The following is a 25,852-nucleotide window of genomic DNA, read 5'->3' on the forward strand; positions in this document are numbered from 1 at the left end:
ATGTGTGAATTTTTTGTTTAAAGACAAACCAGGCGCATATTAATATTATTTTTTTGGAGGTTTTTACACATGCAACAAGGTACAGTTAAATGGTTTAACGCAGAAAAAGGTTTCGGCTTTATCGAAGTTGAAGGCGGCAACGATGTATTCGTACATTTCTCCGCAATCACTGGCGAAGGCTTCAAAACTCTTGAAGAAGGACAACGCGTAGAATTTAACGTTGTTCAAGGCAACCGTGGACCACAAGCAGAAAACGTTGTAAAGCTGTAGTAGCTTACGAACGTTAATAAAACCGCCTTTAGCCTTCGGGTTGAAGGCGGTTTTTTTGTACGTGATACTATCTTAGTTCTAAAGGAATGGCTTTAAGACTTGGCATGCTTGCATCACAAGAGAACCATCAATAGGCGAGTGGACACCTCCGGTTCTAACTCCTGTTCCAAGATGCACGGCCCTTGCTCCTGTTGCCGATATGAAGTCTGGCAGGGATGCAATTGAAATCCCGCTGCCAGGCATAATGGTTATGCCATGATCGCTGCTTAGCTCAATTAATCGTTTGATTTCGTCAACCGCATTCAGCACACTAGGCTGTCCTCCAGAGGTTAATATCCACTTGATTTGGGGATACTTCATGAGCGTAAATAGAGCTTCTTCTTGATCGGCTGCTTCATCAAAGGCCCGGTGAAAAGTAACAGGACGGTCACCAGCAGCCTCCAGCAGTCTCTCCATGCTAACGGTGTCAATCATGCCATTCGCGTCCAGCGTGCCGAGAACAAAAGCGTGGACGCCTAGAGAGCGCATTTTTGCTATTTGCTGGACCATTTCGTTGAGATCGGCCTGGCCATATACAAAGGACTTACTATGCGGTCTGATCATCGCATGTACGGGAATCGTTTTATGGTTAGGAATGGTTTGTTCAAGCTTATTCAAAGCATTAAGCACGGAGGTGATTTGTGCCTCGCTTGGGCTAAGTCCGCCCTGATCAAAGGCAGAGATTAGCTCTACGCGATCTGCGCCGTGCGTGACAGCTGTAACCGCTTCATCTGCTGTCGTAGCAATGATTTCAAGAAGCATGGCTATTCTCCTTTTGGATATCAGGCTTTCGGATAGGAGCGCTTGAGCGCCGCCTTGATTTCCGTTCTTAAAGTTGTTACAATGAACTCCAATAGTGCAACCACTATTTTAGCTTATTTGAGTCGAGGTGACTAGCATGGGTAAGAAAAGTGACGGCAAGCAGCTCGCCCAGAACAAGAAGGCTTCCCATGACTATTTCATTGAGGAAACGTTCGAGACAGGCATGGTGCTGTTAGGTACAGAGATTAAATCGCTTCGAAACGGCCGGGCGAACATCGGCGATGCTTTTGCGACAATCCGCAACGGGGAACTGTTTATTCACAATATGCACATCAGTCCATTCGAGCAAGGGAATATGCATAACCCAAGCGATCCAACGCGGGCTCGCAAACTGCTTATGCATAAGGCACAAATCCACAAGCTTCTTGGCTTATCTAAACAAGAAGGGTATGCGATTGTACCATTAAAGATTTATATACGCAATGGGTTTGCCAAGCTGTTAATTGGGCTGGGTAAAGGTAAGAAGCAATACGATAAGCGGGATACCGCAGCCAAGCGTGATGCTCAGCGTGATATCCAGCGTGTCCTGCGTGAAAAACAGAAGGTCGCACGCTAAGCTCATTCTTCCATGGAAGACAACGGCCAGCGCTGCCAATAACAAATGTGCACGAAAGCACTCCTTCGTGGTATACTAAGTAAGCAGCAACGGCAACACAACAAAGCAAGTGCATTTCGTGCTAGACAATCGGAACAGCCTGACAGAGTTTTTCTGACAGCAGCTGATCTTTAATCCTAAAGCTTCAATTGAGCTAAACGTTAGTGCTTCCCACTATGACTTTCTGTCGCATTGGCCAGCAGCTAGCCGTTTATGCAAAATTGGGGGCGTTTATGGATTCGACGGGGATTGGACGAGCGCGGGTTGCGGGTAGCAGGGAGTCGTCTGCTTCATCAACGCTAAAGCCTATTAAACGGCAAACAACAAACAAACTACGCTTTCGCAGCCTAAGAAACTGTGTGCGTGCTTCTACCCAGCATCGTCCATGTGACTGGATTAGGGGCTAACAAGTAGTGGAATACGCTGTCTCATCTCCGCCTGCGGTGAGCTGAAGAAGACAATCAGGCTGACCCAACGTATAGCCGGTTACGGGGCGATACTCGGGTGACATCAAAACTGTGACTACACCCGTAGAAGCCTGTGTGGCGTGATCTTCGGACAGGGGTTCAAATCCCCTCGCCTCCACCAATACCATGAAAAACCCGACCTCGTGAGGTCGGGTTTTTGCATTTGTTATTTTCGTTAAGACAAATTTTGTTGAGCAAACTGGCAGGTTACACTAATGCCTTCTCCAGAAAAGATAAGGTAATTAAATGGGGTATTTCATTGTATCTCTAACCGTTATGTAATACCTTTTCCTTATCGGAGATGTGTTTAATCAATTAATATTAATAATGGATTAGGTGAACAACGTGGTTACAAAGCCGAAAGTGATTAATGATTCTCCTTATTACAAAATACTAAACTACAACATTTACAATGTGTTGGAAAAATTAATGAATGCACCAAGTATATTGATTTTTGTAGATTTGTACCACGAAGAAGAAATTGAAAACTTTTTAAGGAACAATAAGATCACAATTATGAACAGTGTCATTCAAATTGGAAAAAATTATAATATGATGTCATATTATCCTCATATTAAGATAAAAGCTCAGCTTATCAAAGAGTATCAACTTGTAAATTGGGATTTTTCTTGTGTAGTAATTACTCGTACTGCAGATCACTTATTTATCATTAGGGGAATTGAAGAAGAAGGCCAAGTGGGAATCAGAATAAAAGAAATGCAATTGGGGCTATACGCTGAACTGATCAATATAAAATAATATCCTCAGTTAAACTTCATAAGTGTTTCGTAAAATCATTTAAGTAAAAAAGAACAATTGTTCAAAACAAGGACTAATGTGAAAAGGTGAGTGTTTATCATGATTGCAAACCTGGTGATAAGATTTATGTAATACAGGGTTTCGTTGCGAAATCCTATATTGATGAAAGTGGGCTTTTTTCATCTGAGAAATCTATTGAACTTGACATTGGTGATACTGTTCAATATATAGATTGGAACGATAAATATACTGGAGACAATATGATAAGAATGGTTAGCTATATACTTTACGAGACCGGAGAATTGCTTGAAGCAGCTGAAACCTTTTTTGTAACAGAGGAAGTATGGGAAGAATTAAGTGAATATTTTAAAACAAAGTCAGGATATTGAACTAACAAGGAACTATAACTTCATAATCACCAGGACGAGGTTGCCAGCATCAAACGGCAGCCTCGTTGAGCTAACTGGCAGGTTACTTCCAATATGTGTTAGTATAGAGGTGGCTATTACATTGCCGTTAGGGAACCAGGACAGGATACCCCATTGTTCTGAAAAGATTGGGGATGGCTGCAGATGGAGTAAGATCATTAAAGAGGTGATGCAGGTTGAAGAAATGGGCTTTCCTTATCTCGCTTCTTATTCTTGGCTTCATAATCATGGGATACAACTATGTTGAAGAGAGTACCAAGGCACAGAACTTACAAAACTCAATTGATACAAAATTTAAGCATGAACTAAGCAACGTTCTCGGCAGTTTTAGCATGATGATGAATGACTATACGTATCGATCCGTCTTATCAAGTGTTTCCAATGTGGCCTCTATTTCTGAATTAACTTCTTATGAGGATCAGAATGATAACTTGGATATTAGTTTGTATAACCTATATATTTCTTTGAGAGAGGATAAATCTAAAGAAAAAGTTCTATCTAGAGCAGATGAATTAAGAGATGTATTTATGATGCTGGTAACTGATCCTGCAAGTAAAGAAGCGACGGATAAACTAATCCAAATTACTGATGAAACATTTTTTAGAGAATGACTGAATGGTTTTCGAAGTCATATTAACAGTTATCCTTGATTAAGCTAACGTGAAACTTTAGTTCAATAAAAACACGGAAGCAGCCGATCACAATGATTGGCTGCTTTATTACGCTAACTGGCAGTTATCTATAAGACGATTGATTCATTCGGGGGATTGCGGGAATTTCAAAAGTGGAATATTATTTACTTATGATTAACGTATTGGCTTACTAATTAATGCTTATATTAATTTTATCGGAGTGGATGTATTATGTATCCCCATCATCAAGCTGCCATTGATGCCATCACCAACAAGCTTAAAGCCAGACCCGACGTACAAGGGATCATCATCGGAGGTTCCGTGGCGCATGGCTTTGCCAATGAAACCTCTGATATCGACATTATGATCGTCCTTTCTGAAGAGGATCACAAGAAAGCTTGTTCCATCCATAATCTTGGGTATTTCGAAACGGAATCCTGTTCTTATGAAGGCGGTTACGTGGACGGGAAAGTTGTATCCGCTTCCTACATCAAGCAAGTGGCCGAATCCGGCAGCGATCCTGCTAAGTTCGCATTCCAGGATGCGTTCGTCACCTATTCCAATATCGAGGGGTTGGAACAGTTGGTCCAAGACGCTCCCCGATATCCGGTGGAGAAAAAGGCAGAGAACATGCAGAAGTTCTATGCACAATTCGAAACCTGGAAATGGTATTATTACGAAGGACTGAAACGCAACAATCGTTTATTAATCGACTACTGTTTGACCCACTATGCCTTTTTCGCAGGTAGGTTGATTTTGGTACACAACGAAACGCTGTTCCCTTCTTATAAGTGGTTCTTAAAGGTTCTGGAAGGGGTTGAAAAGAAGCCGGAGAATTTGTTGGCGGACATCCATCGGGTACTGGAAGAACGAACGCCGGAAGCCGTCGAGAATCTGTACGAGAGTATTGTGGAATTTAATAACTGGTATCAGGCAGAGCATCATTGGTCGATTCAGTTCATGATGGATAGCCAGCTGAACTGGATGGACGGACCGGTTCCGGTTCTCGATTTATAAACTGTTCCGCTAACGGGACACTATAGCTTCATAATCACCAGAACGAGGCTGCCGACATAAATCGGCAGCCTCGTTGAGCTAACGGGCAGGATAGTTCAATAAATTAGCGAATAAATCAAATACGACGAATTTGAGTAGTTCGGAGATTAGTTCTTATATGACACAGCAATTTCCACTATCCTCAATCAGGAGTGAACTAATTGAAAGATATTAAAGATTTAATTCCACAACATAAGCACGATATGGATACAATCGACAAATTAAAAAATATTAATCATGATGAAACTGATCTTGGACCAATTATGGATGATTTATTTGAATGGATTCAAGACATTAATTGGCCAATTGCTCAAGAGCTGTGTAAGATAATTCCCCAATTAAAACTTATTGACGTAGTGCCGCAAATACAGAAGGTATTGAATAGCAATGATGACTGTTGGCAATTCGCATGCATTCATTTCCTAATACCTAAACTGTCTTTAGATATGCGAGAGCTAATAAAAGCAGATCTACTTAGAATTATACAGAATCCGACCCGTAATGAGAAACTTTGTGAGATAGATCAGGGAGCAAGAGAAGTTTATGAAAGCCTATTCTAATAAGTATGCAATGTCTTATAACACCATATTTATGCATCGGGGCATTAAGCTCCCTCGGTAAAATGCAGTTTTCTCACGAATGCTCGCTTATTCGCAGGATTTCACCAGAAGATAAATCGTAACCCGGTTTGAATGGGATGAGAGCCGTCAAAATGGGCGAGTTTTCGCTCCTTTTTTTTGCTCTGCTGCACGCTGCTCCACGTAACCCCCGGAGGCTTTCACTCCCATTTCTCGACGGGTCAATGCCCTTTCATTCCTTCGTTACGCCTATCCAGAGGGTGGAGGCCGGTAATCCTAACTGTACGGGTCTATGCCCTTTTGCTTAATGCAATCCGGTACTCCGTGCAATCTTGAAATCCTGCGAATAAGCCAGTTTTTGTGCGGAGCGTGAAGCGATTAAGCAATCTGTTTCATAGGAAGAACTCGATTCGGTTCGTAAGCTTCACCGCTTCGGGCTATGGAAACTAGAATGCGAGCCAGCTTGCCACAAAGCTTCATCACGGAGCGCATGGGCTTCATGCTTTTCGTCTTTACATTCACTTCGTGCTGTCGTTTAAACGTTTCATCGTTCATAATGAGGGCCATGGTTGCCATGAACAGGGCATGCCGAAGTCTAGGTCGGCCACGTTTGCTGATGGACATTTGGCCCTTCCACTTCCCTGAACTTGCTTCAGCTAGGTTGAGACCGGCATGCCGTAACAACGCGTTGCCATGTGCATATCCGCTGAGATCGCCAGCTTCACCCAGAATGCCGGCAACAGACAAGATGTTCATCCCTTTTATTGCGAGCAGCGGTTTGGCGAGCGGAATACGGGTCAGGGCAGTCGCCACCTCATCCTCGATTACCTGTAGCTGATTCATGGACAGATCATATTCGGCCAGCAGCTGTTGTATATGAAGTTTGAAGGCTTTCTCAGCATGCTTTGCGCCGACCGACTGAGCTGCCAGTGCCAGTAGTTCACCAGCCCTTCGTTCACCGCTATGCCGTTTCATGACTGTTTTCCAGCCGTCGATTACCTGGCGTACAGTTAACTTTCGAAGATCGGCAGGTGTTGGAAAGAGACGCAGTGTAGCGAGCGAGCCGGAGCCAATGAGGTGCTTATATACCTGCGGCAGCTCGGGGAACACCATGTCGACCCAACGGTGGATCTGGTTTTTGACGCTGACGAGACGATGGACGATGGTCTCTCGATTCGCCATGAGCACTCGCAGTTCTATGAACACTTCACTGGTATCTTTAATGACAGTGTAGTAGCCGTTTTTCACCATGTCTGCGATAACCAAGGCATCCTTGATGTCGCTTTTGGACGGAGTATTATCTCGGTTTTCCTTGTTCTTTTTGACGAGATGAGGGTTTACCAACACGACTTCGAGGCTTCGGTCTTTGAGCCAGGCGGCGAGGCTGAGCCAATAGTGACCAGTTGGTTCCATACCGATGATGGTGTCGTTTAGTTGGTGTGTTTCCTGCAAATCCTTCATCCACTGCAGCAGTTGGCTAAAGCCGACATCGTTGTTGGAGAAGTGAAGCGGAGTGCCAAGCGTGATTCCACGAAAGTTGACAGCGCGAGCAACATGGGACTGCTGGGCGATGTCGATGCCGACGACAAGGTGCTGGGTTGAAATGCGTTCGAGCAGTTGATTTTGTTTGGCTTGAGCTTTAAAATTCAAGATAGAGCGACCTCCTTAAGATGGCTAAAGGGCTATGACCCGTGACTACTCCATCGTACCGGAGTCGCTCGTTTTAATGCAAAGGGCAAAATTAACGCTCTACAGGAATCCTAACTGGGAACGTTAGCTCAATAAAACAGCGGCAGTATAGGAATTAGAAACGGAAATATTGAAAAAAGTATATAATACACCTCAACTTTTGCCGATACAAAATATATGTGAATTAAATGATTCAAAGGAGTACTTAATGTCTGACCTATTAATAAGGGTGCTTCGATTCCCTTCAAAAATCGAGTATTTAATCTTTAACAAACACTTATTACTTTCATTTAACCTTATTCTTTTAACAGTGTTTGCCTACTCTATTATTAAAGATAAACAACCTATGTATTTCTTTCTCTACCTGATAATTTTACCTTTCACACTTATTGTGAAGCCAAAATTACTTCTTAAAAGTAATCAAATTTTGTTTATGGCTTTTTTCACTTATTTCACAGTACCCTTTAGCTTAAACTTCTTAATCGGATTACAACTACGTATTTCAATACCCCTATTTTTAATTTTCACTTTTTTGACTACGATTATATTCTTCTTCATGTTGTATTTTATTAACAGGAAGCATTCTCGTAAAGAATTCCTTGATCACTCTAAGATCGCATTGGATATAATCAGATTCATTTTTGTGGTCATTGTAACAATAAGCGCTGTAACTGGAAAACTTATTAATGACTTTAGCTTATTTACTCAAATGATTCCTAATTTCAAAATTGGTACTGATTTAGAGGAAGTAAGAAGTTATTTCCAACTCACTTTCCAGATCCTAGCTATTCCCTTTGTATTCTCTAGTACTTTACTTAGAATTGCAGTCGACTGGCTGTTGTTAAAAAAATAACAGTCTGTAGAGTATGCGCATTTGGTCCTTCAATTTCGGTTGGAGTTCGATACACGAAGGGCCGACGTGAACAATTAGAGGCGGTGACGAGTTTGTTCTTTTCTAGACTTGGATTAAATTTTTCAGATTGAAACACACTGCGCTACCAAAGGAAATAGAAGGAAATGAATCCTCGTATCTAGAAGACATACAGATTGTGCGCATGACGCGGCAGACTGTATGGAGGGGGAAAAGCTTGATGCAAAAGCAAGGCAGAATTGCGTTTCTGTGGATGAATTACTTTTTGTTAGGGATAAGTGTTTTGTTTTATATTGTTCTCCTGCGGGCACCGAGCGTCTTTTTGGAGGGAGCTGCTGCCGGAATGATTGTGTATGGTGGATGTTACGGGTTGTTCCGTATCAGATGGCAGAGGGTTGTCAGAGGGGCGCTGCTTGCAGTATTCTTTTCCATATTTGCTTTTGCATTGTACACAGTATGGTATGTTCTACAGAAGCTCTAGTATCTGCATAACGGTAAAGCTTCATCACTCCTTGTAAAAGCCCTCTTCAGTATACGTAAGAGGGCTTTGGTGGCTCTTTCTAATTTATAAAAATGAATTGATTAGCAGGTTCATTACTTAACGGGGAACGTTAGTTCAGCGAACTATGTAGCAATCCATTATTTCCAGCACGTAAGGGTATTTTAGTCTTTAAGAAAAAGGTTTTTGTATTGATAATGTACTGAGAAAAAATTCTGTATATAAAGGGGGGAGATCCCCCTCGCCTCCACCAATACCATGAAAAACCCGACCTCGTGAGGTGGTATTATCCCCTTTAAGTAGACACTCAAAAAAAACCTCATGTTATCATGAAGGAAAGAGTGAACTTGGAGGGGATTTTTCTATGGCTAAAAAGGGACAAACATTTAAGCAATATACAGAAGAATTTAAGCTGGCTGCGGTACAAGAGTACATGAAGGGATCATCCAGCTATAAGAAAGTGGCTGAAAAGTTTGAAATTAGAAACTGTAGCCAATTGAAGGTATGGGTGAAGAAATGGCAAAACGGAGAGGCCTTTGACGTGCGCGCAGATAAGATACCTCACCCTCTTACAGGACGTCCTCGCACGATCTTCAGTACCGTTGAGGAAGAACGAGATTATCTGAAAGCGCAGGTAGATTACTTAAAAAAGCGTTATCCAAATCTAGTAAAGGAGAAGCACCAGGTCAGCGAGACAACTATAATATAGTCGAAGAACTACGCTGTCTGCATGGCATTACACGCCTGTTAGCCCTTGCAGGAATACCAAGAGCCAGCTATTACAAATGGCGATCCACGCAGCCTCAGCGTGATGACAGACAAGACCGGGATCATGAGATTAAAGAGCACATGATGGCCATCCATTTCACACACCCTTACTTCGGGTACCCACGTATGAAGATAGCCTTACGTGAGGCAGGATACATCGTTAATCACAAGAAGGTATGGCGACTCATGAAGGCACTGTCCATTCAATCTGTTATTCGAAGGAAGCGAAGACAGTCTAATTACACGCCCTCGGTCGTGTACCCAAACCGTCTTAAACGCGAATTCCATGCCACAGCACCTTCACAAAAAATGGTCACGGATATTACCTACATATCCGACGGCACGAACTTCCACTACCTCTCTGTCATTCAAGATTTATTCAAAAATGAGGTTGTCGCTTGGCAGTTGTCTTCGCGCAACGATGTGCAACTCGTGCTCGATACAGTCGAAGAGTGGACAAGAAAAAGAGACGTTTCAGAAGCCGTTCTCCATTCGGATCAAGGCTTCCAATATACGTCTCAGGCATACAACACGCGCTTAGAAGCATTCGGCGTTAAAGGCAGCCACTCTCGCAAAGCAACCTGCCTAGATAACGCATGCATCGAATCCTTTTTTTCGCATCTCAAGACAGAGAAGTTGTATCTCCAACAGTGTAAATCAGGAACAGAAATTCGGCAAGCTGTGGAAGAGTACATTTACTTTTATAACTACCAGCGGTATCAATCTAAACTGAAGCAGCGCGCACCAATTGAATATCGGTGCGCGCTGACAGCATAGCTTTTTTTAACTGTCTACTTGACAGGGGTATGACCAGAGGTCGGGTTTTTGTATTTGTTATTTTCGTTAAGACAAATTTTGTTGAGCTAACTGGCAGTTTAGCGCAACTTAAGGCTATATTAATCGTATGAATTAGGTAGGAAAGTAAATTAGTTCCATATAAGGGATGAAGCTAGTTGCAGACGAAAAGATGGATTGTATCAATCAGCTTGATTATTATCGTCATTGGCGCAATCTGGGTCATGTATGTGAAGCACCCCAGCACAATTGATGTAAAGCTGATTGGCGTTAAGTATCAGTTAGGTTACGAAGATGTAAAATCGGGGATAGAGCCTGCAACTGTTATAATTCAGGGCAAGGTGCATACGAGCTTGAAAAGAGAGCGAATATTTAAGGGTGTAGTACGAATTGTGGGTGAACAAATTCCAGTGCCTCAGGATCAGCGCAATATAGAAATTCATTTTTCTAGAGACGGCTGGGGCTCAACAGCCTATCCTTATTTTCTTTATGACGAACGGGGAACAACTGTAGGAGCTGAAATTTACCAGTCACATTCTATATTCGCGAACAAAGACTTTAGTCAAGTAACATTCCTTATAACAACGCCCAATCAACAGTCAGAATCCGAAGATGGAAATCTTCAGACCGTTTGGAACACTGAGAATGGAAAGATGCTATCTGCCCCCGCAACAACACGAGAAGAGGCCCTAGCCTTATCCAATAAGCTGATGCGTGAATATTTGAAACCTTATGGGAAGTCTTTACGATAACCTGTACATCACATGTTTAAGCTAACGGGACACTATAGCTTAACAATCACCAGAACGAGGCTGCCAACATAAATCGGCAGCCTCGTTGAGCTAAGGGGCAGGTTAGTTTTAATATCTTCACGAATACCTTAATACGAGGCTACTAAAAAAGTGGTTATATGATAGGATTTAAGACAGACTTAATGACAGGGGATAATCGAGTGGAAAAGCATTACTAGACGCTTCAAACTAATAAAGACTGGGATCTATTTAGGAAACAGGGCTTCTGTATACGGATGATTACCACCTGATATTATCCTGCACGGAAAGTCAGGCGACATAAACTACCGGATGATATGCTTCTTACGAAAGGAGGGATTGCCGTGGAGTGGCTAGAGCGAATGAATCGAGCTGTCAGCTATATTGAAGACAACTTAGAACAAGATATTGATTATGACCAAATTGCTAAAATCGCCTTATGTTCGGTTAACCAATTTCAACGCATGTTTTCATTTGTACTTGATGTCCCATTGTCCGAATATATCAGGCGCAGAAGGCTGACGCTTGCTGCATTTGATTTAAAGAACAGAAAGAACACTGTGACGGATATTGCCTTGAAGTACAGATATGAAACACCTGAATCGTTCTCACGAGCATTTCAAAATCTGCATGGAATGACACCTACATTAGCGCGAAATGCCGGAAGTGAGTTAAGAGCCTTTCCTCGCATCTCCTTTCAAATCATATTAAAGGGAGTTGTCGGAATGAATTATCGGATTGAAAAACGGGATGCTTTTCAAGTTTATGGGCTGGAGGATATCTACCATTACGAAACTATTGCCAACGAGGAGGGTATATCGATCCCCGAGGTTTGGCAGATCATCAGCAAAAATGGTGAGTTGGACCGTTTATCCCAGTCGGTGAGCGGGGATTGGAGAGACGAAGGCAGTTTCAGCAAGGAACTTGGAGCTGTCTTTTCATTTGATTCCTATAAATTCACAAACAATACGACGTTCCCTTATCTGATCGGGTGTTACAAAGCGGTCGATAGCAAGGTGAATGGATATACAGTTGTTGATGTTCCAGCATCTACGTGGGCAGTATTTTCAACATTACATGATGGGAATGGCAGCGGCAAGTATGATTTGCGGTCTTTGAAGAATCGGATATTTTCGGAATGGCTGCAAACATCAACATTTACGATTTTAGATGGCGGCAACTTCGAGATGTATGGTACAAGCGTAGATGGCTATGAATATTGTGAACTATGGTATCGAGTCGAGGGATAGAATGGAAAAATGCGGCTACCAACTAACCGGTCACCGCGTTTTCTTAACTCGAAGATGTCACAAGGACCATTTCATCATGGTTCATTAAACTCCCTCGGTACGATGCAGTTTCCTCACGAATGCTCGCTTATTCGCAGGATTTCACCAGAAGATAAATCGTAAGCCGGATAGAATGGGGCGAGCGCCGTCTAAATGGGCTTCCGGCGAGCATACGGGAACAGAAGGGGCGAGTTTTCGCTCCTTTTTTATTGATCTGCTGCACGCTGCTCCACGCACCTTGGAGGCTTTCACTCCCATTTCTCGACGGGTCTATGCCCTTTTATTCCTTCGTTACGCCTATCCAGAGAGTGGAGGCCGGTAATCCTAACGGTACGGGTCTATGCCTTTTTGTTTAATGCAATCCGGTACTCCGTGCAATCCCCACATCAGCCCCTGATAACCAACCGGCTAATTTCATTCCCATATATATTGATTCTAATCCAATATCTACCGATATAATAGAGAGATGAAATTTTGAAAAATATATTTGTCTACTAAAACAGTAGGGTGGAATCGAAATGCAGTGGTACATGAAAGCAATGAAAAATTATGTGAATTTGGATGGCAGAGCGAGGCGCATGGAATTTTGGATGTTTTTTCTTATGAATGCACTTATAACGGCGGCGCTTCTCATCATTGAATCGCTAGCAGGCATACCTGGCATTTTATCGGGTATTTACTACATTGCCGTATTTCTACCGTCCATAGCGGTCAGTGTCCGCAGGCTGCATGACATCGGAAAAAGCGGCTTATGGATTTTTATTGGGTTGGTTCCGTTTATTGGCACAATCGTTCTGCTGGTCTTTTCATTCTTGGAAGGCGAGAATATTAATAAATATGGGGCAAACCCCAAACTGCATGGCTAATATAGGCCGTAAAACAAGAAGGGATTCACTCCCCGATACAAAAGAAGAATGCTGCGGGGACTAGCACCAGTAATCTGCTGGTAGATGCTCACCGTGCACTAGTTAAAATAATCGAGGGATCTGAACTGGCGGAAATATGGAAAGACTCAGATCAGCAAGAAATTTGGTTAAAAACAGTGAAGGATTTGGAGAACAGGTTGTCGCAAACTTCAAGAGAAATAATGGGATAGATATACGATCTAGGTAGACTGAACTAGCAATAGCAGACGACGAGAGCATTAAGCTATCGGAGAACTATAGCTTAACAATCACCAGAACGAGGCTGCCAACATAAATCGGCAGCCTCGTTGAGCTAACGGGCAGGATACTCCCAATACATGCTAATATATAACTGCTTGTTTAGAAGGCCGAAATGGGGGAACGAAATGAAAGTGTACATAGCGTCCAGTCTCAAAAACATAGAAAACGTTCGGCAAGTCGCTGAGAATTTAAAAGCGCGTGGTTTTCAACAAACGTACGACTGGACAACACATTCGAACATAGACTCCATCACCAAACTCCGTAATATTGGCCATGAAGAAGTTTCAGGGGTCTTGGCTGCAGATATAGTAATTGTCATGATCCCAGCGGGGAAAGGGAGTCATGTTGAGTTAGGAATTGCTCTGGGAGCAGGAAAGAAAATTTATTTGTACTCCTCAACAAATGAACTAAATGACATCGGAAACACATGTACGTTTTATCATGTAGATTCAGTTGAACAGAGGATAGGCTCCTTAGATGACTTGATAAATTCAGTCTGTCTTGAATACCCGCATCATTAAGTTATCGGAGAACTATAGCTGAATATTCATAAAGACGAGGCTGCCGGCTTAAATCGGCAGCCTCGTTGAGCTAACGGGCATTAAAGTTCAATAGCCTGTGTCAAAATGTATCACGACGAGAAGGCCTACCGATATAGAGGCAGGCCTTCGTTGAAGAATGGAATGGGCATTAACCTTTTAAAGCTATGGAAATTCTAAGTATCAAGTAATTCTTCTAGTTCTTCGACAAGCCCAGGTACCCACGCTTCTGATCCAGGGATTGTGTCAATACCACCCTTAATTAGCCAACTCAAAGTGTGGATGAGCCAACATATTCCACCCAGCCGTAACTGCCATTGGATCATTTCAATCGTCGGATTAGGATGAAACTGCGCTGCATAGGCTAGTAAGACAGCCTCTTTGAACACTGAAGTTTTTTCTTCTGTTTCTTTAACTAAACAATAAAGGTCACCGCTGTGCCTGCCCAAATAAGTGTTGGACCAGTCTATGGGCATGACTCGATCATTTTGAGCTACCAAGTTCTTCGAGGCGTAGTCATTATGTATCAAGGTAAGTGGGATTTCCTGATCCAATCTTTTCAATTGTTCGGGCAGCCAAGTGACTGCCGTTTGCAACGTATTATTGTTCTTTATCCCCGGGTACCGAATTAAATCCTGTAGTTGTTCTAGGTATTCGGTAGAGTTCACTGTGTATTGCCGCAGCACCTCAGTCGATAGTACTCCTCTTTGGATTGAAGCTGCTGCGGTTAAGCGAAAGCGTGCGAGCTCTCTCACTGCTTCAATGAAATATGCGGAATCTGGTTCTTGCTCCAAATTAGACTTCCCGACATCCTCCATAAGCATGATACCGGCATTACCATCATTGAAATATCCGTAAATGCGCGGCGATCGAACAAGAAGGGGGGATAGTAACTCATTGTAAATGGAGGATTCTCGTGCCATATCGCCGGAGCTCCATTTAATGATCATGGTGGTACCATTTGTAGGTTTAAACCGGTATACCTCAGATAAAGACCACTTTCGAAGTAACAGCCAATTGGTTGACTGATCCAATATGGGGAATAACTCTCGATACTTTTCAAACTTGGTTGGGATCATACGAATATTTTTCTCCTTTAATCAACCGTTGATTGGGGCCCCATATAGAATTGTCTCAGATTTTCCATTATAAATATAGACTTATATTGTGCGTTTTGTTATGATGTTGGATAAGGTCTTTGCAAATTCAGAGACTCCATTGAATCGATATAGAGAAGCCAACACCTTTCGGGTGGTGGCTTTTTTTACGTGAATATGCTCAGTAATGATTGAACTAACGGGACACGCTAGATCAAAAAGGTCAGATTAAAACCTCCCATAAGAAGCAAACTAGATTTAATAGCTTCTAAATGGGAGGTTTTGTTATGAATCTTAGTGAGTTGTGGCGGTCATATGAGGCTGACAAACCAAGGGTTCAAAACAGAGAGAAGTGTACTTCACGACTGAGTGCAAGATATGGCTAAGGAAGTATCTCGCCAGTCGTGAAGATACCTGTAAAGCATTATTTGTGACGGAAACCCAACCCATTAAGCGTATGGCCATTCCTACGATTTGATGGGCTTTAAAACAGCTTGCAGATCGAGGAGAAATCGAATCGAATGTATATCCGCACCGATTTAGACATACTTATGCTTGCCAGCTACTAGATAACGGTGCACCTCTGGATTTCATCCAAGGTATGTTAGGTCATGAAAAAGCATCAACCACACAAATCTATGCTCAGCTCCGCGGCGAACGCCGGAGAGAACTTTACCGCAGATTCTTTTAGCTTGTATTAGCAGCGGATTGCGTTAACGATCCGCTATTAAACTAAAGGGCAGGATAGATATATACAAATTAATACGAATGAATTACTATGGTAAAACGGTACAGCGATAAAGAGATAAAGAAGGAACGTGTTGGGTTATTATGTATAAAGCTGTGTTTCTTGATTTCTACGGTACACTCGTACACGAAGATGATGTGTTTATTGAGGAAATATGCAGAAAAATTTTGATATCAACTTCAACTCGAACTACAACCAAGGACATCGGAAAATATTGGTGGGATTCTTTTTCAAAAACTTTCAATTCATCTAATGGTGATAACTTTAGAACTCAACGTGAAATCGAACTTCACTCCTTAGAGGATACAATTGCCTTTTACAACTCATCTGAAAATCCAAGAGAACTTAGCGAAATTTTATATGATCACTGGCAAGCTCCCCAACTATTTGAGGACACAAATATATTTTTGAAGAGTATCAGTACCCCGAAAATAATCCTCTCAAACATCGACCGAAATGATATTCTATCCGCAATTAATCATAACGGATTATCATTCGAAAACGTTATTACCAGTGAGGACGTAAAATCTTATAAGCCAAGACCGGAGATGTTTCAGCAAGCCCTTGAGGCATATAATCTTAGCCCCATAGAGGTTCTACATGTTGGTGACTCACTCTCTAGTGATGTTGCAGGTGCCCAAAATGCAGGAATTAAGGTTGCTTGGATTAATCGAAAAAATAAAGTATTGCCAGAAAATTATTCCCCAGATTACATCGTAAATTCGTTACAGGAATTGACTTCTTTATTTGCGCCATTAAGCTCCCTCGGTACGATGCAGTTTTCTCACGAATGCTCGCTTATTCGCAGGATTTCACCAGAAGATAAATCGTAAGCCGGATAGAATGGGGCGAGAGCCGTCTAAATGGGCATCCGGCGAGCATACGGGAACAGAAGGGGCGAGTTTTCGCTCCTTTATTATTGATTTACTGCACGCTGCTCCACGTAACCTCCGAAGGCTTTCACTCCCATTTCTCAACGGGTCAATACCCTTTCATTCCTTCGTTACGCCTATCCAGAGGGTGGAGGCCGGTATTCCTAACGGTACGGGTCGATGCCCTTTTGTTTAATGCAATTCGGTACTCCGTGCAATCTTGAAATCCTGCGAATAAGCCAGTTTTGTGCGGAGCGTGAAGCGATTAAGCAATCTGTTTCATAGGAAGAACTCGATTCGGTTCGTAAGCTTCACCGCTGCGTGCTATGGAAACTAGAATGCGAGCCAGCTTGCCGCAAAGCTTCATCACGGAGCGCATTGGCTTCATGCTTTTCGTCTTTACATTCACATCGTGCTGTCGTTTAAACGTTTCATCGTTCATAATGAGGGCCATGGTTGCCATGAACAGGGCATGTCGAAGTCTTGGTCGGCCACGTTTGCTGATGGACATTTGGCCCTTCCACTTCCCTGAACTTTCAGCTAGGTTGAGACCGGCATGCCGTAACAACGCGTTGCCATGTGCATATCCGCTGAGATCGCCAGCTTCACCCAGAATGCCGGCGACTGACAGGATGCTCATACCCTTAATGGCCATCAACGGCTCGGCAAGCGGGATCCGGACCAATGTACCCGCGACTTCATCCTCGATGACCTGCAACTGATCCATAGCCAGATCATATTCAGCCAGCAGCTGTTGAAGATGAAGTTTGTAGGCTTTCTCTGCATGCTTTGCGCCGACCGACTGAGCTGCCAGCGCCAGTAGCTCACCAGCTCTTCGTTCACCGCTATGCCGTTTCATGACTGTTTTCCAGCCGTCGATTACCTGGCGAATGGTTAACTTTTGAAGATCGGCAGGCGTTGGAAAGAGACGCAGTGTGGCGAGCGACCCGGAGCCAATGAGGTGCTTATATACCTGCCGCAGCTCAAGGAACACAATGTCGACCCAACGGTGAATCTGGTTCTTGACGCTGACGAGACGATGGACGATGCTCTCTCGATTCGCCATGAGCACTCGCAGTTCTATGAACACTTCACTGGTATCTTTAATGACCGTGTAGTAGCCGTTTTTCACCATGTCGGCGATAACCAAGGCATCCTTGATATCGCTTTTGGAGGGAATATTATCTCGGTTTTCCTTGTTCTTTTTGACGAGATGAGGGTTTACCAACACGACTTCGAGGCTTCGTTCTTTGAGCGAGGCGGCGAGGCTGAGCCAGTAGTGGCCGGTTGGTTCCATACCGATGATGGCATCGTTTAGTGTGTGCGTTTCCTGCAAATCTTTCATCCACTGCAGCAGCTGGCTAAAGCCTATATCGTTGTTCGAGAAGTGAAGCGGAGTGCCGAGCGAGATTCCACGGAAGTTGACAGCGCGAGCAACATGGGACTGCTGGGCGATGTCGATGCCGACGACAAGGTGCTGGGTTGAAATGCGTTCGAGCAGTTGATTTTGTTTGGTTTGAGCTTTAAAATTCAAGATAGAGCGACCTCCTTAAGATGGCTAAAGGGCTATGACCCGTGACTACCCTATCGTACCGGAGTCGCTCGTTTTAATGCAAAGGGCAAAATTAACGCTCTACAGGAATCCTAACCGAGAACATTAGTTCAGTGAGTTATGCAGCAGTACTATAATTCTGGCACGTAAAGCTATTTTCGTGTTTCGAAAAAAGGCTGTTTGTATTGAGAATGTACTGAGAAAAAATTCTGTATATAAAGGGGTACGATCCCCCCTCGCCTCCACCAAACCTACCAGAGGAGACACCGTATCAGGTGTCTTTTTTGCTTTTTTGGTATACATAGTGGTTAGATATTGGCTTTCTTATTTGGTTCGTGGCGTTTGTGGATATGAATCCGAGGGATCTCGGAATGGGGACGTTGCGGTGGGGCATTAGATAGCGAGGAAATGAAGTGAATTGTTGCTCGAAAAAGAAAAAAACCAGCTCTGCCAACGAGAAATTCGGATTTTACCACAAAAGATTACCGATTGTCGATGGAGTATTCTAATTCCTGTTCCCGAATACTGTTGGGATGTTCGGATGAACTGGATGGCAAGGGCAGAGATGCATTTCTTTTGAGATAATTGATCTATTAAAAAAGCGACTTCTATCGTCGCTTTTTGTGCTTCATTAATTATAGAAGGTAGTAACAGCCTGAGGAACGATAGAATAAGCTTCCGAGCATTGAATCTACACTTCAAACACCGCGGTGCTAATCATCCATTGCAAAAGAAACCTCATTTGGGTGTGGTATTCCCTTTTTTTAAGATTTCTATCTCAACACCGCCCCTTACCTGTATACAGCCGCATTATTTGTTGAGTTACGCCTTCATCCAGCACATATATTGTTACTTTTCACACCGACCGTGGCAGTGGGTTTAAAAATGTCAAGATCGATGGACTTCTAGAGACCTTTAAGATTGGTCGCTCACTTAGCAAAAAAGCTGTCCCTATGACAATGCGGTGGCTGAAGCGACCTATAGAGTCATGAAAACCGAGTTCGTTACTCAGATGGAATTTCAGAGTCTTCGCCATTTGGAAATCGAGTTATATGATTTTGTGAACGGGTTTAACAAGCATCGGATTCACGGAACGCTCGGCTGTCTGACGCCTATTCAGTATCGTCAAGAAGCCCTTGAAAAACGGTCTGATTTACTGTTAACCATCCAGTATGAATCATCTCCACAATTTCGATATGTTTAATTGCAATGACACGCTCTGGTGTCGGGTATTTCCGCAGAACTTCAAGAGAAGTTCTGGAAAATACCTGACCCAATACGGTTGAGTACAACGAGAACAGCTGATCCAGGATGGATTGAAAATTAAGCTGGGCTTGAACATAGGACTCAAAGTCCTTCTTTTGCAACACGGATAAAATTCTCAGATAATTACCCTTCGATTTCCCCTTTGGACACATCAATTCCGATGACAGGTCTCGTATATTCTCCTATTTGAATAAGTTTGCCGTATCCTATTAACCATTCCATGTCCATAGCTTTGCGTGTTATTCGAGATTGAGGTCTCAACCAGCCTAATCATGGTTTGCACAATAGCAGGTGGACAGTTTGTGAAACGGACTAATTGCCCAGATCTTTTATCGTCCTCCCCGGCTATAGCTATTCTAACCTCATCATATGAGCATATTTTACAGACTCGAGCTAAACTAATTTTACTACTACATGAATTATGGTAATCGATCAAATGATGATAAAATACATGACAACTTTCACTATTTCTGAGCAGAACTATGATTTATACTAATGGGTAACATTTAACCGGAGTGGTATTGGAGGAGGAAACATGGTGCTGGATCTGGATGGTTTCCGTATGCTGGAGAACGTGGCGAATTTCGGATCGACCCGTATAATACGCATGATACGGGAAAGCGATCAAGCCCGTGTACTGGCGAAAACAACATCGGATGAAGTACCTCGTACCCGTCTCGTTCGTGGTATGAAGCGGGAATTTGACCTGTTGAAGCAACTAAAAGGGAGAGGCGCAGTCGAGCCTTACGAATTTCGGGTCGTCAATGGGCGTCCGATCATGCTGTTTGATGATGCGCCTGGCAGAACGATGGAACATCTGCTTGCCGATCGGAGACAGAGGCCCGGTTTAAATGAGCTGCTAACGATTGCAGCGTCGGCGGCTTATGCCGTACATGAGCTGCATGGGCTAAAGCGGTTCCATGGCATGATTACGCCTCGTCATTTCATTATTCATCCGGAAACGGGGGAAGCCAGGCTGCTTGATTTGGGCAATGGCGGAGGCTTGGGAGCCGTGTCGATGAAAAAGCTGCCCAATGCTTTCCTATCCTATCTGCCTGAACAGGCCATGGACGAAATGAGAGGAAAGCTTGGTTTTCAGTCGGATTTGTATTCTCTGGGCGTTACTCTTTATCATTGGTTCGAAGGGAGCTTGCCCTTGCCGGGAGACCCTCGGCTCGAACATCAAGATACGCAAGAGAAGCCAAAGGTCGTAAAATCGTTTTTTGCAACCAAGTGGCTGCCCGAGATGATTTCGATCATTGCAAGCAAATGTACGCAACTAACGCCAACGCCAGGCTACTCCAGCGTAGGAGGGGTCTATAAGGACCTAATGCAATGCCTGCGACAATTGGAGCAAAAGGGTGATATTGAATTATTTCGACCAGCTCTGGACGATAATCCAGTACCGCCTGAATTGTCCGGACATTTGTATGGCCGAGACGCCGAGCAAAAACAATTGCGAGAGGCTTACCAAAGTTCGGCTAATGGCTCGTTCGAGATGGTGTGGTTAAGCGGTGGCGGCGGTATTGGCAAATCGACGTTTGTGGAGCAAACAATGGAGAAACTGATGCCGGACGGCTCTATTTTTGTATCGGTGAAGTTTGATGAGGGGCACAACACGGCTCCTTACGAAGTATGGTCCCATATTTTCACTCAACTGACGGATTATCTGCTTACGGCTTCTACCATGGATATCGATATATGGAAGTTACGCATTTTGGAGGCTGTAGAGGGTCATGGCGGATTACTTCTGGATCTTGCTCCTCATTTGTCAGGGCTGATTGGGGAGCAGCCGTCCGTGCCCAAGCTTGCTTCCTCCATGGCCCACCACCGTTTGTATTCGGTCATGGATCGATTTTTGGAACTGTTCGGTCAGTTTGAAATGCCGTTAGTGCTGTTTTTTGACGATCTGCAATGGGGGGATGACGCCTCCCTGCATTATTTGCATCACATGCTCACTTACGAGGGCAAATTCAAGCATACAATGGTACTTTGTGCTTTTCGGAATACGGTATGGGGGCCACTGCATCCCATGTCGAAGATGGAGGCAGAGCTTAACGAGCGGAGTAAGCAGATTACTAATATTCAGCTAAGCGAACTGAATGGAGACGATTTGCAAGATATGCTGGAAGATACGTTGGATTTGTCGCAAGGGCAGCTAGGGCCGTTTGCAGCAGAGTTGCTCCGCAAGACGGGAGGGCATCCCCTATTTCTCAGACGTTTTTTTCAGCAGCTTCTGAATGATGGACTTCTTTTATTTAATGGAGCAAGCAAGCGCTGGCACTGTGATCTGGAACGGGTAAAAGGGCTGAGGCTGGCGGAGGATGTCGCGGACTATTTGTCTGACCGACTGACGCGTTTACCCCAGCAAACGAAATTGGCTCTCAGCCAGGCTGCGCATCTTGGTCGTATCTTTACACTGGATCGGGCTGCTGTCCTGCTTGCATGGTTGCCGGAACAGCTGGAAGAAGCCCTTCAAACTGCGGAGAAGGAGGGGCTCATTCAGCGCCATTTGACTTCAGGTGTCGAGAATGCATACGTATTTCTTCACGATCGCATACGCCAGACTGCCACAGAGTTGGTCGGGGAGAACGAACGACTGTTGCAGTTAGCGGATATCGGTTGGATGCTTGTGGAAAAGATGCCGGAGGACGGCGATCGTTATTTATTTGAGGCCGTTAGTTATCTCAATCAGGCAGCAATCACGATAAACGAACCGCTGCTTAAGCAAAAGCTTAAAAAGTTGAATATGCAGGCTGGCCAAAAAGCAAAGCAGGCAACCGCTTATGAAAGCTCGCTCGACTATTTTTTGCGAGCTGCTTCGTTTGTTCTGGAACACGACTGGGAAGAGCATTATCCTTCAACCTTTCAGCTCTATCAGGAACTGGCGGAGGCAGCTCATTACAGCACGCGTTTTGAGCTGGCCAATGAAACCTGTCAATTGTTACTGACTCGTTCGAGGTCCGACTGGGATCGAGCCGTCGTATATCGGATGCTTATCCAGCATGAAGTGAGCCAGAATCATCACGAGGAGGTTTTGCGTCTGGCCAGGCAGGCTCTGCAACTGCTTGGAATAAAGGATATGTTTAAACCATCATGGATGGGTATCGCGAAAAAATGGATAACTTGCAGAAGGAAGCTTCGACGATATTCGCCAACTTCAATTATAGACCTTGCGCCCATGACGGACGAACGACAGAAGGCGATAATGACTGTACTTGCCCATGCTTCCAATGCTTGTTTTTACTTGAATAAGGCAGGATGGATCGCGGTTACGATCACGATGCTGGAAATGACGATCGATAACGGGCTTGCCCCCGAATCCTCTATTGCTTTTGTCGGCTATGCGATGATTTTGTCCCTGCAATTTCGTCGGCACCTGGAAGCGACGGAATGGGGAGGAGCCGCTTTATTGGTGGCGAAGCCTTATCCGCATTTATTTGTCAAAACGCTTACAGCTTATTCGCTTTGTTATGATAGCTGGCGTCAGTATGATGCCAACTTTATGGATAAATTTACAGAACATGCAGGCAAAGTGGGACTGGAATCGGGAGATTTGTGGCAGAGCAATCAAAGCGTGATGCTGCACAATGTCTTGATGATGCAGTTCGGGCAGCCGTTACCCGATATCTATAAACGCCTGCAGGCACGGTCGCATGATTTTGCTCGGCATAATGTACGGGATTTTTGGTTCCAGGTATCTATGCTGTCGGAGTTTGCTGTGCGCTTAACAGGTTACCAATCTTCAAACGATATTTATCACCGTTTTGACCAGGAGTACATGGATAGGGAAGTCCAAAAGGCAGTTGATGCCAGAAATGAGACGAGCTCAGACGCTGGTCTATGGACATTTGGCTTAATACAAAGCTATATATTCGGTGATTACGAGCGTGCGGAGTATTGTATCGAACGAATCAGGCAGCATGTCAAATATCATCAGGATGCCTTTTTGGAGCCTTCTGCTCTTCACTTTTATGAGGCGTTGACTTTATTGGCTCAATATGATGATGTGGATAAGACGCTTCGTCGGCAGTATGTCCGGCGCATCCGGCAATTGATGAGGAAGCTTCACCGCTTTGCCCGTAGATGCCCGATTAACTATATGGATAAATTCATGCTTGTGCGAGCAGAATGGCTGCGTGTAACCGGTCAGACACGTAAAGCCGGGGAAATGTATAGGCAATCCATTGAGACATCGCGTTTTTATAAACATTATCATAATTGGGGAATAGCCGCGGAGTGTTATACACGATTTGCTTTAAAGGAAAAACAATATTCTCGTGCGGGTCAATATATAAGGGAAGCTTATGAAGCCTATGGGATGTGGGGGGCTGCTGTCAAACAAGCACAACTTGCCAGTTTGTATAGGGAACTGCTTGGAGACTCGTACGATGCGGGAAACAAGCAGCTCGATGAACGATTCGTCCTGAGAGCTTTGCACTCTCTGTCTGTTGAGATGGAAATGTCCGGTTTATTGCAAACCTTGCTCCGCATTACGCTGCAGAGCACAGGTGCGGAGTTTGGAGCGCTGCTGATGGACAGTGATAGCGGATGGAAGGTGGAAGCCTATGGTACGAAAGAAGAGATTGGGCTAAACGAGATTCCGATGGAGGAAGCAGATCAGCTTATTCCTGCTCAAATTGTCGGTTATGTCATACGAACCCGAGAGACAGTCGTACTAGAAGATGCAGCAGAAGTCGGCATGTTTTCACGTGTGCAACTCGTCCGCGAAAAGCAGATAAAATCGGTGCTGTGCATGCCGATCATTCATCAGCAGAAGCTGCTTTGCGTTCTTTATCTGGATAATAGGCAAATTTCAGGCCTATTTACTCCACAAAAGCTGGACGTGTTAAAACTTCTTAGCGAGAAATGCGCGGTTTCTCTTGAAAATGCTAAATTGTACTCCGGCATTCAAGCATTGAAGGACAGCCTGGAGATGCAGGTAAGGGAAAGGACTGTCAGCTTGGAGCAATCAATGCGGGAAACGTCAGCAGCCCTGGCGGAAATGTCTGTTTTTGCGGAGCGTAATCGCATAGCCCAGGATATTCATGATGTTGTCGGACACGGCTTGACCTCTACAATTCTACAGATTGAAGCCGGCAAACGACTGCTTCATAAGGAGGATCGCGAAGGAGCGCTCAGCCGTCTTCAGGTTGCGCAGGATTTGATCAGACATAGTCTCAGTGAAATTCGGGGCTCGGTGCATATGCTGAAAACGGGCAATGACTTTGATATTGCCGAGGCATCAAGGAAGCTGCTTACTCAAACAGGCCTGCAGGTGCAAGTGGATATTTCCGACATACCGGATATTCCTTTTATTTACAAAAAGGTGATTTATCATGCGCTTCAAGAGGGGATAACAAACGGCATTCGGCATGGCGGCAGTAAGGGTTTTGTTTTTTCCTTTACCTATGATGGAAGTTTGCTGCTGTTCCGGTTGCAGGATTACGGAAACGGTGCATCCGAAATCCGGATGGGCTTTGGTTTAACAGCGATGAAGGAGCGGGTAGAGCAACATGGCGGAAGGCTGAGTGTGACCTCAGAACCTGGAGAGGGCTGTGTTTTGCAAATCTCGCTTCCCTATCAAGCGGAGTATGGAGGGAGGGGTGGACAATGAAACCTATTACGATTGTTGTTGCAGACGATCAAATGCTGACTCGCGAAGGGCTTCGAACCATCCTGGATCTAGAGGAAGACATGGAGGTGGTTGGTGTAGCGATCAACGGACTGGAGGCCTGTGATCTGGCGAGCAGTCTGCATCCTGATGTCGTGCTGCTCGATATTCGGATGCCGACGATGAACGGCATCGAAGCTTTGAAAATCATTCGGGGAAGCTGCCCGAATACGGCCATACTCATCTTGACAACCTTTCTGGAGGATCAATATATTCTGGAAGCAATGGCGAATGGTGCCCAAGGTTATATTCTAAAGGATATGGACGGGGACAGGATGATTGCATCGATCCGCGACATTGCCGCAGGTCAGTTTGTGCTGCCTACGGCAGTAGCCGCCAGACTGGCTGCGAGAGCTAGCGAATTGGCAGACAGCCATAAGCAGACAGGGACTTATTTTGGCGGATCGCATCAGTTGAGGCTAACCGAACGTGAACGTGAAATTGCAGGGCTGATGCTGCAGGGGCTGAGCAATCGGGAAATTGCGGGAGCGATGCATGTGACGGAGGGAACAGCGCGAAATTATATCAGCAATTTGTATGGCAAGCTGGAGGTAGGCGAACGAGTGCAGGCGATTATGCGTCTGCAGGAGCTGCTAAAAGAGTAATTTTTC

At 44.3% G+C, this 25,852-nt stretch carries 22 protein-coding genes, 1 other RNA gene and 2 pseudogenes; 20 read left to right on the forward strand and 5 right to left on the reverse strand.

Annotated features, from left to right (window positions below; genetic code table 11):
* Nucleotides 1-69 precede the first annotated feature (69 nt).
* Nucleotides 70-270: a cold-shock protein gene (locus E0496_RS28880; protein ID WP_028609190.1), complete on the forward strand. Its 201-nt coding sequence runs from the start codon at nt 70-72 to the stop codon at nt 268-270.
* Nucleotides 271-348: 78 nt separating this feature from the next.
* Here the strand turns inward: E0496_RS28880 and E0496_RS28885 are convergent, their stop codons facing one another.
* Nucleotides 349-1,071 carry a copper homeostasis protein CutC gene (locus E0496_RS28885; protein WP_141505289.1) on the reverse strand — a complete coding sequence of 241 codons (723 nt, stop codon included), beginning with the start codon at nt 1,069-1,071 and terminating at the stop codon, nt 349-351.
* Between the two features lie 136 nt (nt 1,072-1,207).
* On the opposite strand from E0496_RS28885, the gene smpB reads away from it, so the two are divergent.
* The 7 genes from smpB to E0496_RS28920 all read left to right on the forward strand — a co-directional run bounded on the left by smpB (nt 1,208) and on the right by E0496_RS28920 (nt 5,628).
* Nucleotides 1,208-1,687 carry an SsrA-binding protein SmpB gene (gene smpB / locus E0496_RS28890; protein WP_141505290.1) on the forward strand — a complete coding sequence of 160 codons (480 nt, stop codon included), beginning with the start codon at nt 1,208-1,210 and terminating at the stop codon, nt 1,685-1,687.
* Between the two features lie 262 nt (nt 1,688-1,949).
* Nucleotides 1,950-2,314: a transfer-messenger RNA gene (gene ssrA, locus E0496_RS28895) on the forward strand.
* Between the two features lie 215 nt (nt 2,315-2,529).
* Complete coding sequence (locus E0496_RS28900) at nt 2,530-2,952, forward strand: hypothetical protein (protein WP_206669900.1); 423 nt, start codon at nt 2,530-2,532, stop codon at nt 2,950-2,952.
* A gap of 86 nt (nt 2,953-3,038) precedes the next feature.
* The gene (locus tag E0496_RS28905) at nt 3,039-3,341 is read left to right on the forward strand and encodes a hypothetical protein (RefSeq protein WP_141505292.1); all 303 of its coding nucleotides are present in this window, start codon (nt 3,039-3,041) and stop codon (nt 3,339-3,341) included.
* Between the two features lie 215 nt (nt 3,342-3,556).
* Entirely contained in the window at nt 3,557-3,991 is a 435-nt protein-coding gene (locus E0496_RS28910) for a hypothetical protein (protein ID WP_141505293.1), read from the forward strand.
* 252 nt (nt 3,992-4,243) lie between these two features.
* A complete protein-coding gene (locus E0496_RS28915) occupies nt 4,244-5,029 on the forward strand; it encodes a nucleotidyltransferase domain-containing protein (RefSeq protein WP_141505294.1) in 786 nt (261 codons plus the stop codon).
* A 200-nt stretch (nt 5,030-5,229) separates the two neighbouring features.
* Entirely contained in the window at nt 5,230-5,628 is a 399-nt protein-coding gene (locus E0496_RS28920; RefSeq protein ID WP_141505295.1) for a DUF5071 domain-containing protein, read from the forward strand.
* 396 nt (nt 5,629-6,024) lie between these two features.
* Here the strand turns inward: E0496_RS28920 and E0496_RS28925 are convergent, their stop codons facing one another.
* Nucleotides 6,025-7,296, reverse strand: a complete 1,272-nt coding sequence (locus E0496_RS28925) for an IS110 family RNA-guided transposase (RefSeq protein ID WP_141505296.1) — start codon at nt 7,294-7,296, stop codon at nt 6,025-6,027.
* A 1,130-nt stretch (nt 7,297-8,426) separates the two neighbouring features.
* On the opposite strand from E0496_RS28925, the gene E0496_RS28930 reads away from it, so the two are divergent.
* The 7 genes and pseudogenes from E0496_RS28930 (at nt 8,427) to E0496_RS28960 (ending at nt 14,014) form a co-directional block, all read left to right on the forward strand.
* Entirely contained in the window at nt 8,427-8,687 is a 261-nt protein-coding gene (locus E0496_RS28930; protein ID WP_206669901.1) for a hypothetical protein, read from the forward strand.
* A 382-nt stretch (nt 8,688-9,069) separates the two neighbouring features.
* Nucleotides 9,070-9,414: a helix-turn-helix domain-containing protein gene (locus E0496_RS28935; RefSeq protein ID WP_141505298.1), complete on the forward strand. Its 345-nt coding sequence runs from the start codon at nt 9,070-9,072 to the stop codon at nt 9,412-9,414.
* Nucleotides 9,402-10,250 (forward strand): annotated as a pseudogene (locus tag E0496_RS28940) (IS3 family transposase); the annotation flags it as partial. The gene E0496_RS28935 and the pseudogene E0496_RS28940, both read left to right, overlap by 13 nt.
* Nucleotides 10,251-10,426: 176 nt before the next feature.
* On the forward strand, nt 10,427-11,020 hold the full coding sequence (locus tag E0496_RS28945) for a hypothetical protein (protein ID WP_141505300.1): 594 nt from the start codon (nt 10,427-10,429) through the stop codon (nt 11,018-11,020).
* Between the two features lie 362 nt (nt 11,021-11,382).
* On the forward strand, nt 11,383-12,288 hold the full coding sequence (locus tag E0496_RS28950) for an AraC family transcriptional regulator (protein ID WP_141505301.1): 906 nt from the start codon (nt 11,383-11,385) through the stop codon (nt 12,286-12,288).
* Nucleotides 12,289-12,845: 557 nt separating this feature from the next.
* A complete protein-coding gene (locus tag E0496_RS28955) occupies nt 12,846-13,193 on the forward strand; it encodes a DUF805 domain-containing protein (RefSeq protein WP_141505302.1) in 348 nt (115 codons plus the stop codon).
* Nucleotides 13,194-13,618: 425 nt separating this feature from the next.
* Complete coding sequence (locus tag E0496_RS28960; RefSeq protein ID WP_141505303.1) at nt 13,619-14,014, forward strand: nucleoside 2-deoxyribosyltransferase; 396 nt, start codon at nt 13,619-13,621, stop codon at nt 14,012-14,014.
* Nucleotides 14,015-14,208: 194 nt separating this feature from the next.
* Here E0496_RS28960 and E0496_RS28965 read toward each other — a convergent pair whose 3' ends face one another.
* Nucleotides 14,209-15,111: a phosphotransferase gene (locus E0496_RS28965; protein ID WP_141505304.1), complete on the reverse strand. Its 903-nt coding sequence runs from the start codon at nt 15,109-15,111 to the stop codon at nt 14,209-14,211.
* Nucleotides 15,112-15,640: 529 nt separating this feature from the next.
* Here E0496_RS28965 and E0496_RS36740 point away from each other — a divergent pair.
* Both E0496_RS36740 and E0496_RS28975 read left to right on the forward strand, forming a co-directional pair.
* The gene (locus E0496_RS36740) at nt 15,641-15,820 is read left to right on the forward strand and encodes a tyrosine-type recombinase/integrase (RefSeq protein ID WP_241675037.1); all 180 of its coding nucleotides are present in this window, start codon (nt 15,641-15,643) and stop codon (nt 15,818-15,820) included.
* 140 nt (nt 15,821-15,960) lie between these two features.
* On the forward strand, nt 15,961-16,710 hold the full coding sequence (locus tag E0496_RS28975) for an HAD family hydrolase (RefSeq protein ID WP_241675029.1): 750 nt from the start codon (nt 15,961-15,963) through the stop codon (nt 16,708-16,710).
* Nucleotides 16,711-17,014: 304 nt separating this feature from the next.
* Here the strand turns inward: E0496_RS28975 and E0496_RS28980 are convergent, their stop codons facing one another.
* Nucleotides 17,015-18,283: an IS110 family RNA-guided transposase gene (locus tag E0496_RS28980; RefSeq protein WP_141505306.1), complete on the reverse strand. Its 1,269-nt coding sequence runs from the start codon at nt 18,281-18,283 to the stop codon at nt 17,015-17,017.
* Between the two features lie 872 nt (nt 18,284-19,155).
* Between E0496_RS28980 and E0496_RS37305 the strand changes: the two are divergent.
* A pseudogene (locus E0496_RS37305) lies at nt 19,156-19,427 on the forward strand (IS3 family transposase); the annotation flags it as partial.
* On the opposite strand, the gene E0496_RS36280 reads toward E0496_RS37305, so the two are convergent.
* Nucleotides 19,414-19,668, reverse strand: a complete 255-nt coding sequence (locus E0496_RS36280; protein WP_206669912.1) for a hypothetical protein — start codon at nt 19,666-19,668, stop codon at nt 19,414-19,416. The pseudogene E0496_RS37305 and the gene E0496_RS36280 overlap by 14 nt on opposite strands.
* A 434-nt stretch (nt 19,669-20,102) precedes the next feature.
* On the opposite strand from E0496_RS36280, the gene E0496_RS28990 reads away from it, so the two are divergent.
* Together E0496_RS28990 and E0496_RS28995 are read left to right on the forward strand one after the other, a co-directional pair.
* Nucleotides 20,103-25,184 (forward strand): AAA family ATPase, encoded by a 5,082-nt coding sequence (locus E0496_RS28990; RefSeq protein WP_141505308.1) that lies wholly within the window; start codon nt 20,103-20,105, stop codon nt 25,182-25,184.
* The gene (locus tag E0496_RS28995; protein WP_141505309.1) at nt 25,181-25,846 is read left to right on the forward strand and encodes a response regulator transcription factor; all 666 of its coding nucleotides are present in this window, start codon (nt 25,181-25,183) and stop codon (nt 25,844-25,846) included. Before E0496_RS28990 ends, E0496_RS28995 begins: the two co-directional genes overlap by 4 nt.
* Nucleotides 25,847-25,852 lie beyond the last annotated feature (6 nt).

The sequence above is a fragment of the Paenibacillus luteus genome (genome assembly GCF_006542765.1).
GTDB lineage: Bacteria > Bacillota > Bacilli > Paenibacillales > Paenibacillaceae > Pristimantibacillus > Pristimantibacillus luteus.

What these genes read in the sequence shown, in the direction of transcription:
- E0496_RS28880 (WP_028609190.1), top strand. Translation starts at nt 70, where the DNA reads ATGCAACAAGGTACAGTTAAATGGTTTAACGCAGAAAAAGGTTTCGGC.
- E0496_RS28885 (WP_141505289.1), bottom strand. Translation starts at nt 1,071, where the DNA reads ATGCTTCTTGAAATCATTGCTACGACAGCAGATGAAGCGGTTACAGCT.
- smpB (WP_141505290.1), top strand. Translation starts at nt 1,208, where the DNA reads ATGGGTAAGAAAAGTGACGGCAAGCAGCTCGCCCAGAACAAGAAGGCT.
- E0496_RS28915 (WP_141505294.1), top strand. Translation starts at nt 4,244, where the DNA reads ATGTATCCCCATCATCAAGCTGCCATTGATGCCATCACCAACAAGCTT.
- E0496_RS28930 (WP_206669901.1), top strand. Translation starts at nt 8,427, where the DNA reads ATGCAAAAGCAAGGCAGAATTGCGTTTCTGTGGATGAATTACTTTTTG.
- E0496_RS28935 (WP_141505298.1), top strand. Translation starts at nt 9,070, where the DNA reads ATGGCTAAAAAGGGACAAACATTTAAGCAATATACAGAAGAATTTAAG.
- E0496_RS28955 (WP_141505302.1), top strand. Translation starts at nt 12,846, where the DNA reads ATGCAGTGGTACATGAAAGCAATGAAAAATTATGTGAATTTGGATGGC.
- E0496_RS28960 (WP_141505303.1), top strand. Translation starts at nt 13,619, where the DNA reads ATGAAAGTGTACATAGCGTCCAGTCTCAAAAACATAGAAAACGTTCGG.
- E0496_RS28965 (WP_141505304.1), bottom strand. Translation starts at nt 15,111, where the DNA reads ATGATCCCAACCAAGTTTGAAAAGTATCGAGAGTTATTCCCCATATTG.
- E0496_RS28975 (WP_241675029.1), top strand. Translation starts at nt 15,961, where the DNA reads ATGTATAAAGCTGTGTTTCTTGATTTCTACGGTACACTCGTACACGAA.
- E0496_RS28990 (WP_141505308.1), top strand. Translation starts at nt 20,103, where the DNA reads ATGGTGCTGGATCTGGATGGTTTCCGTATGCTGGAGAACGTGGCGAAT.
- E0496_RS28995 (WP_141505309.1), top strand. Translation starts at nt 25,181, where the DNA reads ATGAAACCTATTACGATTGTTGTTGCAGACGATCAAATGCTGACTCGC.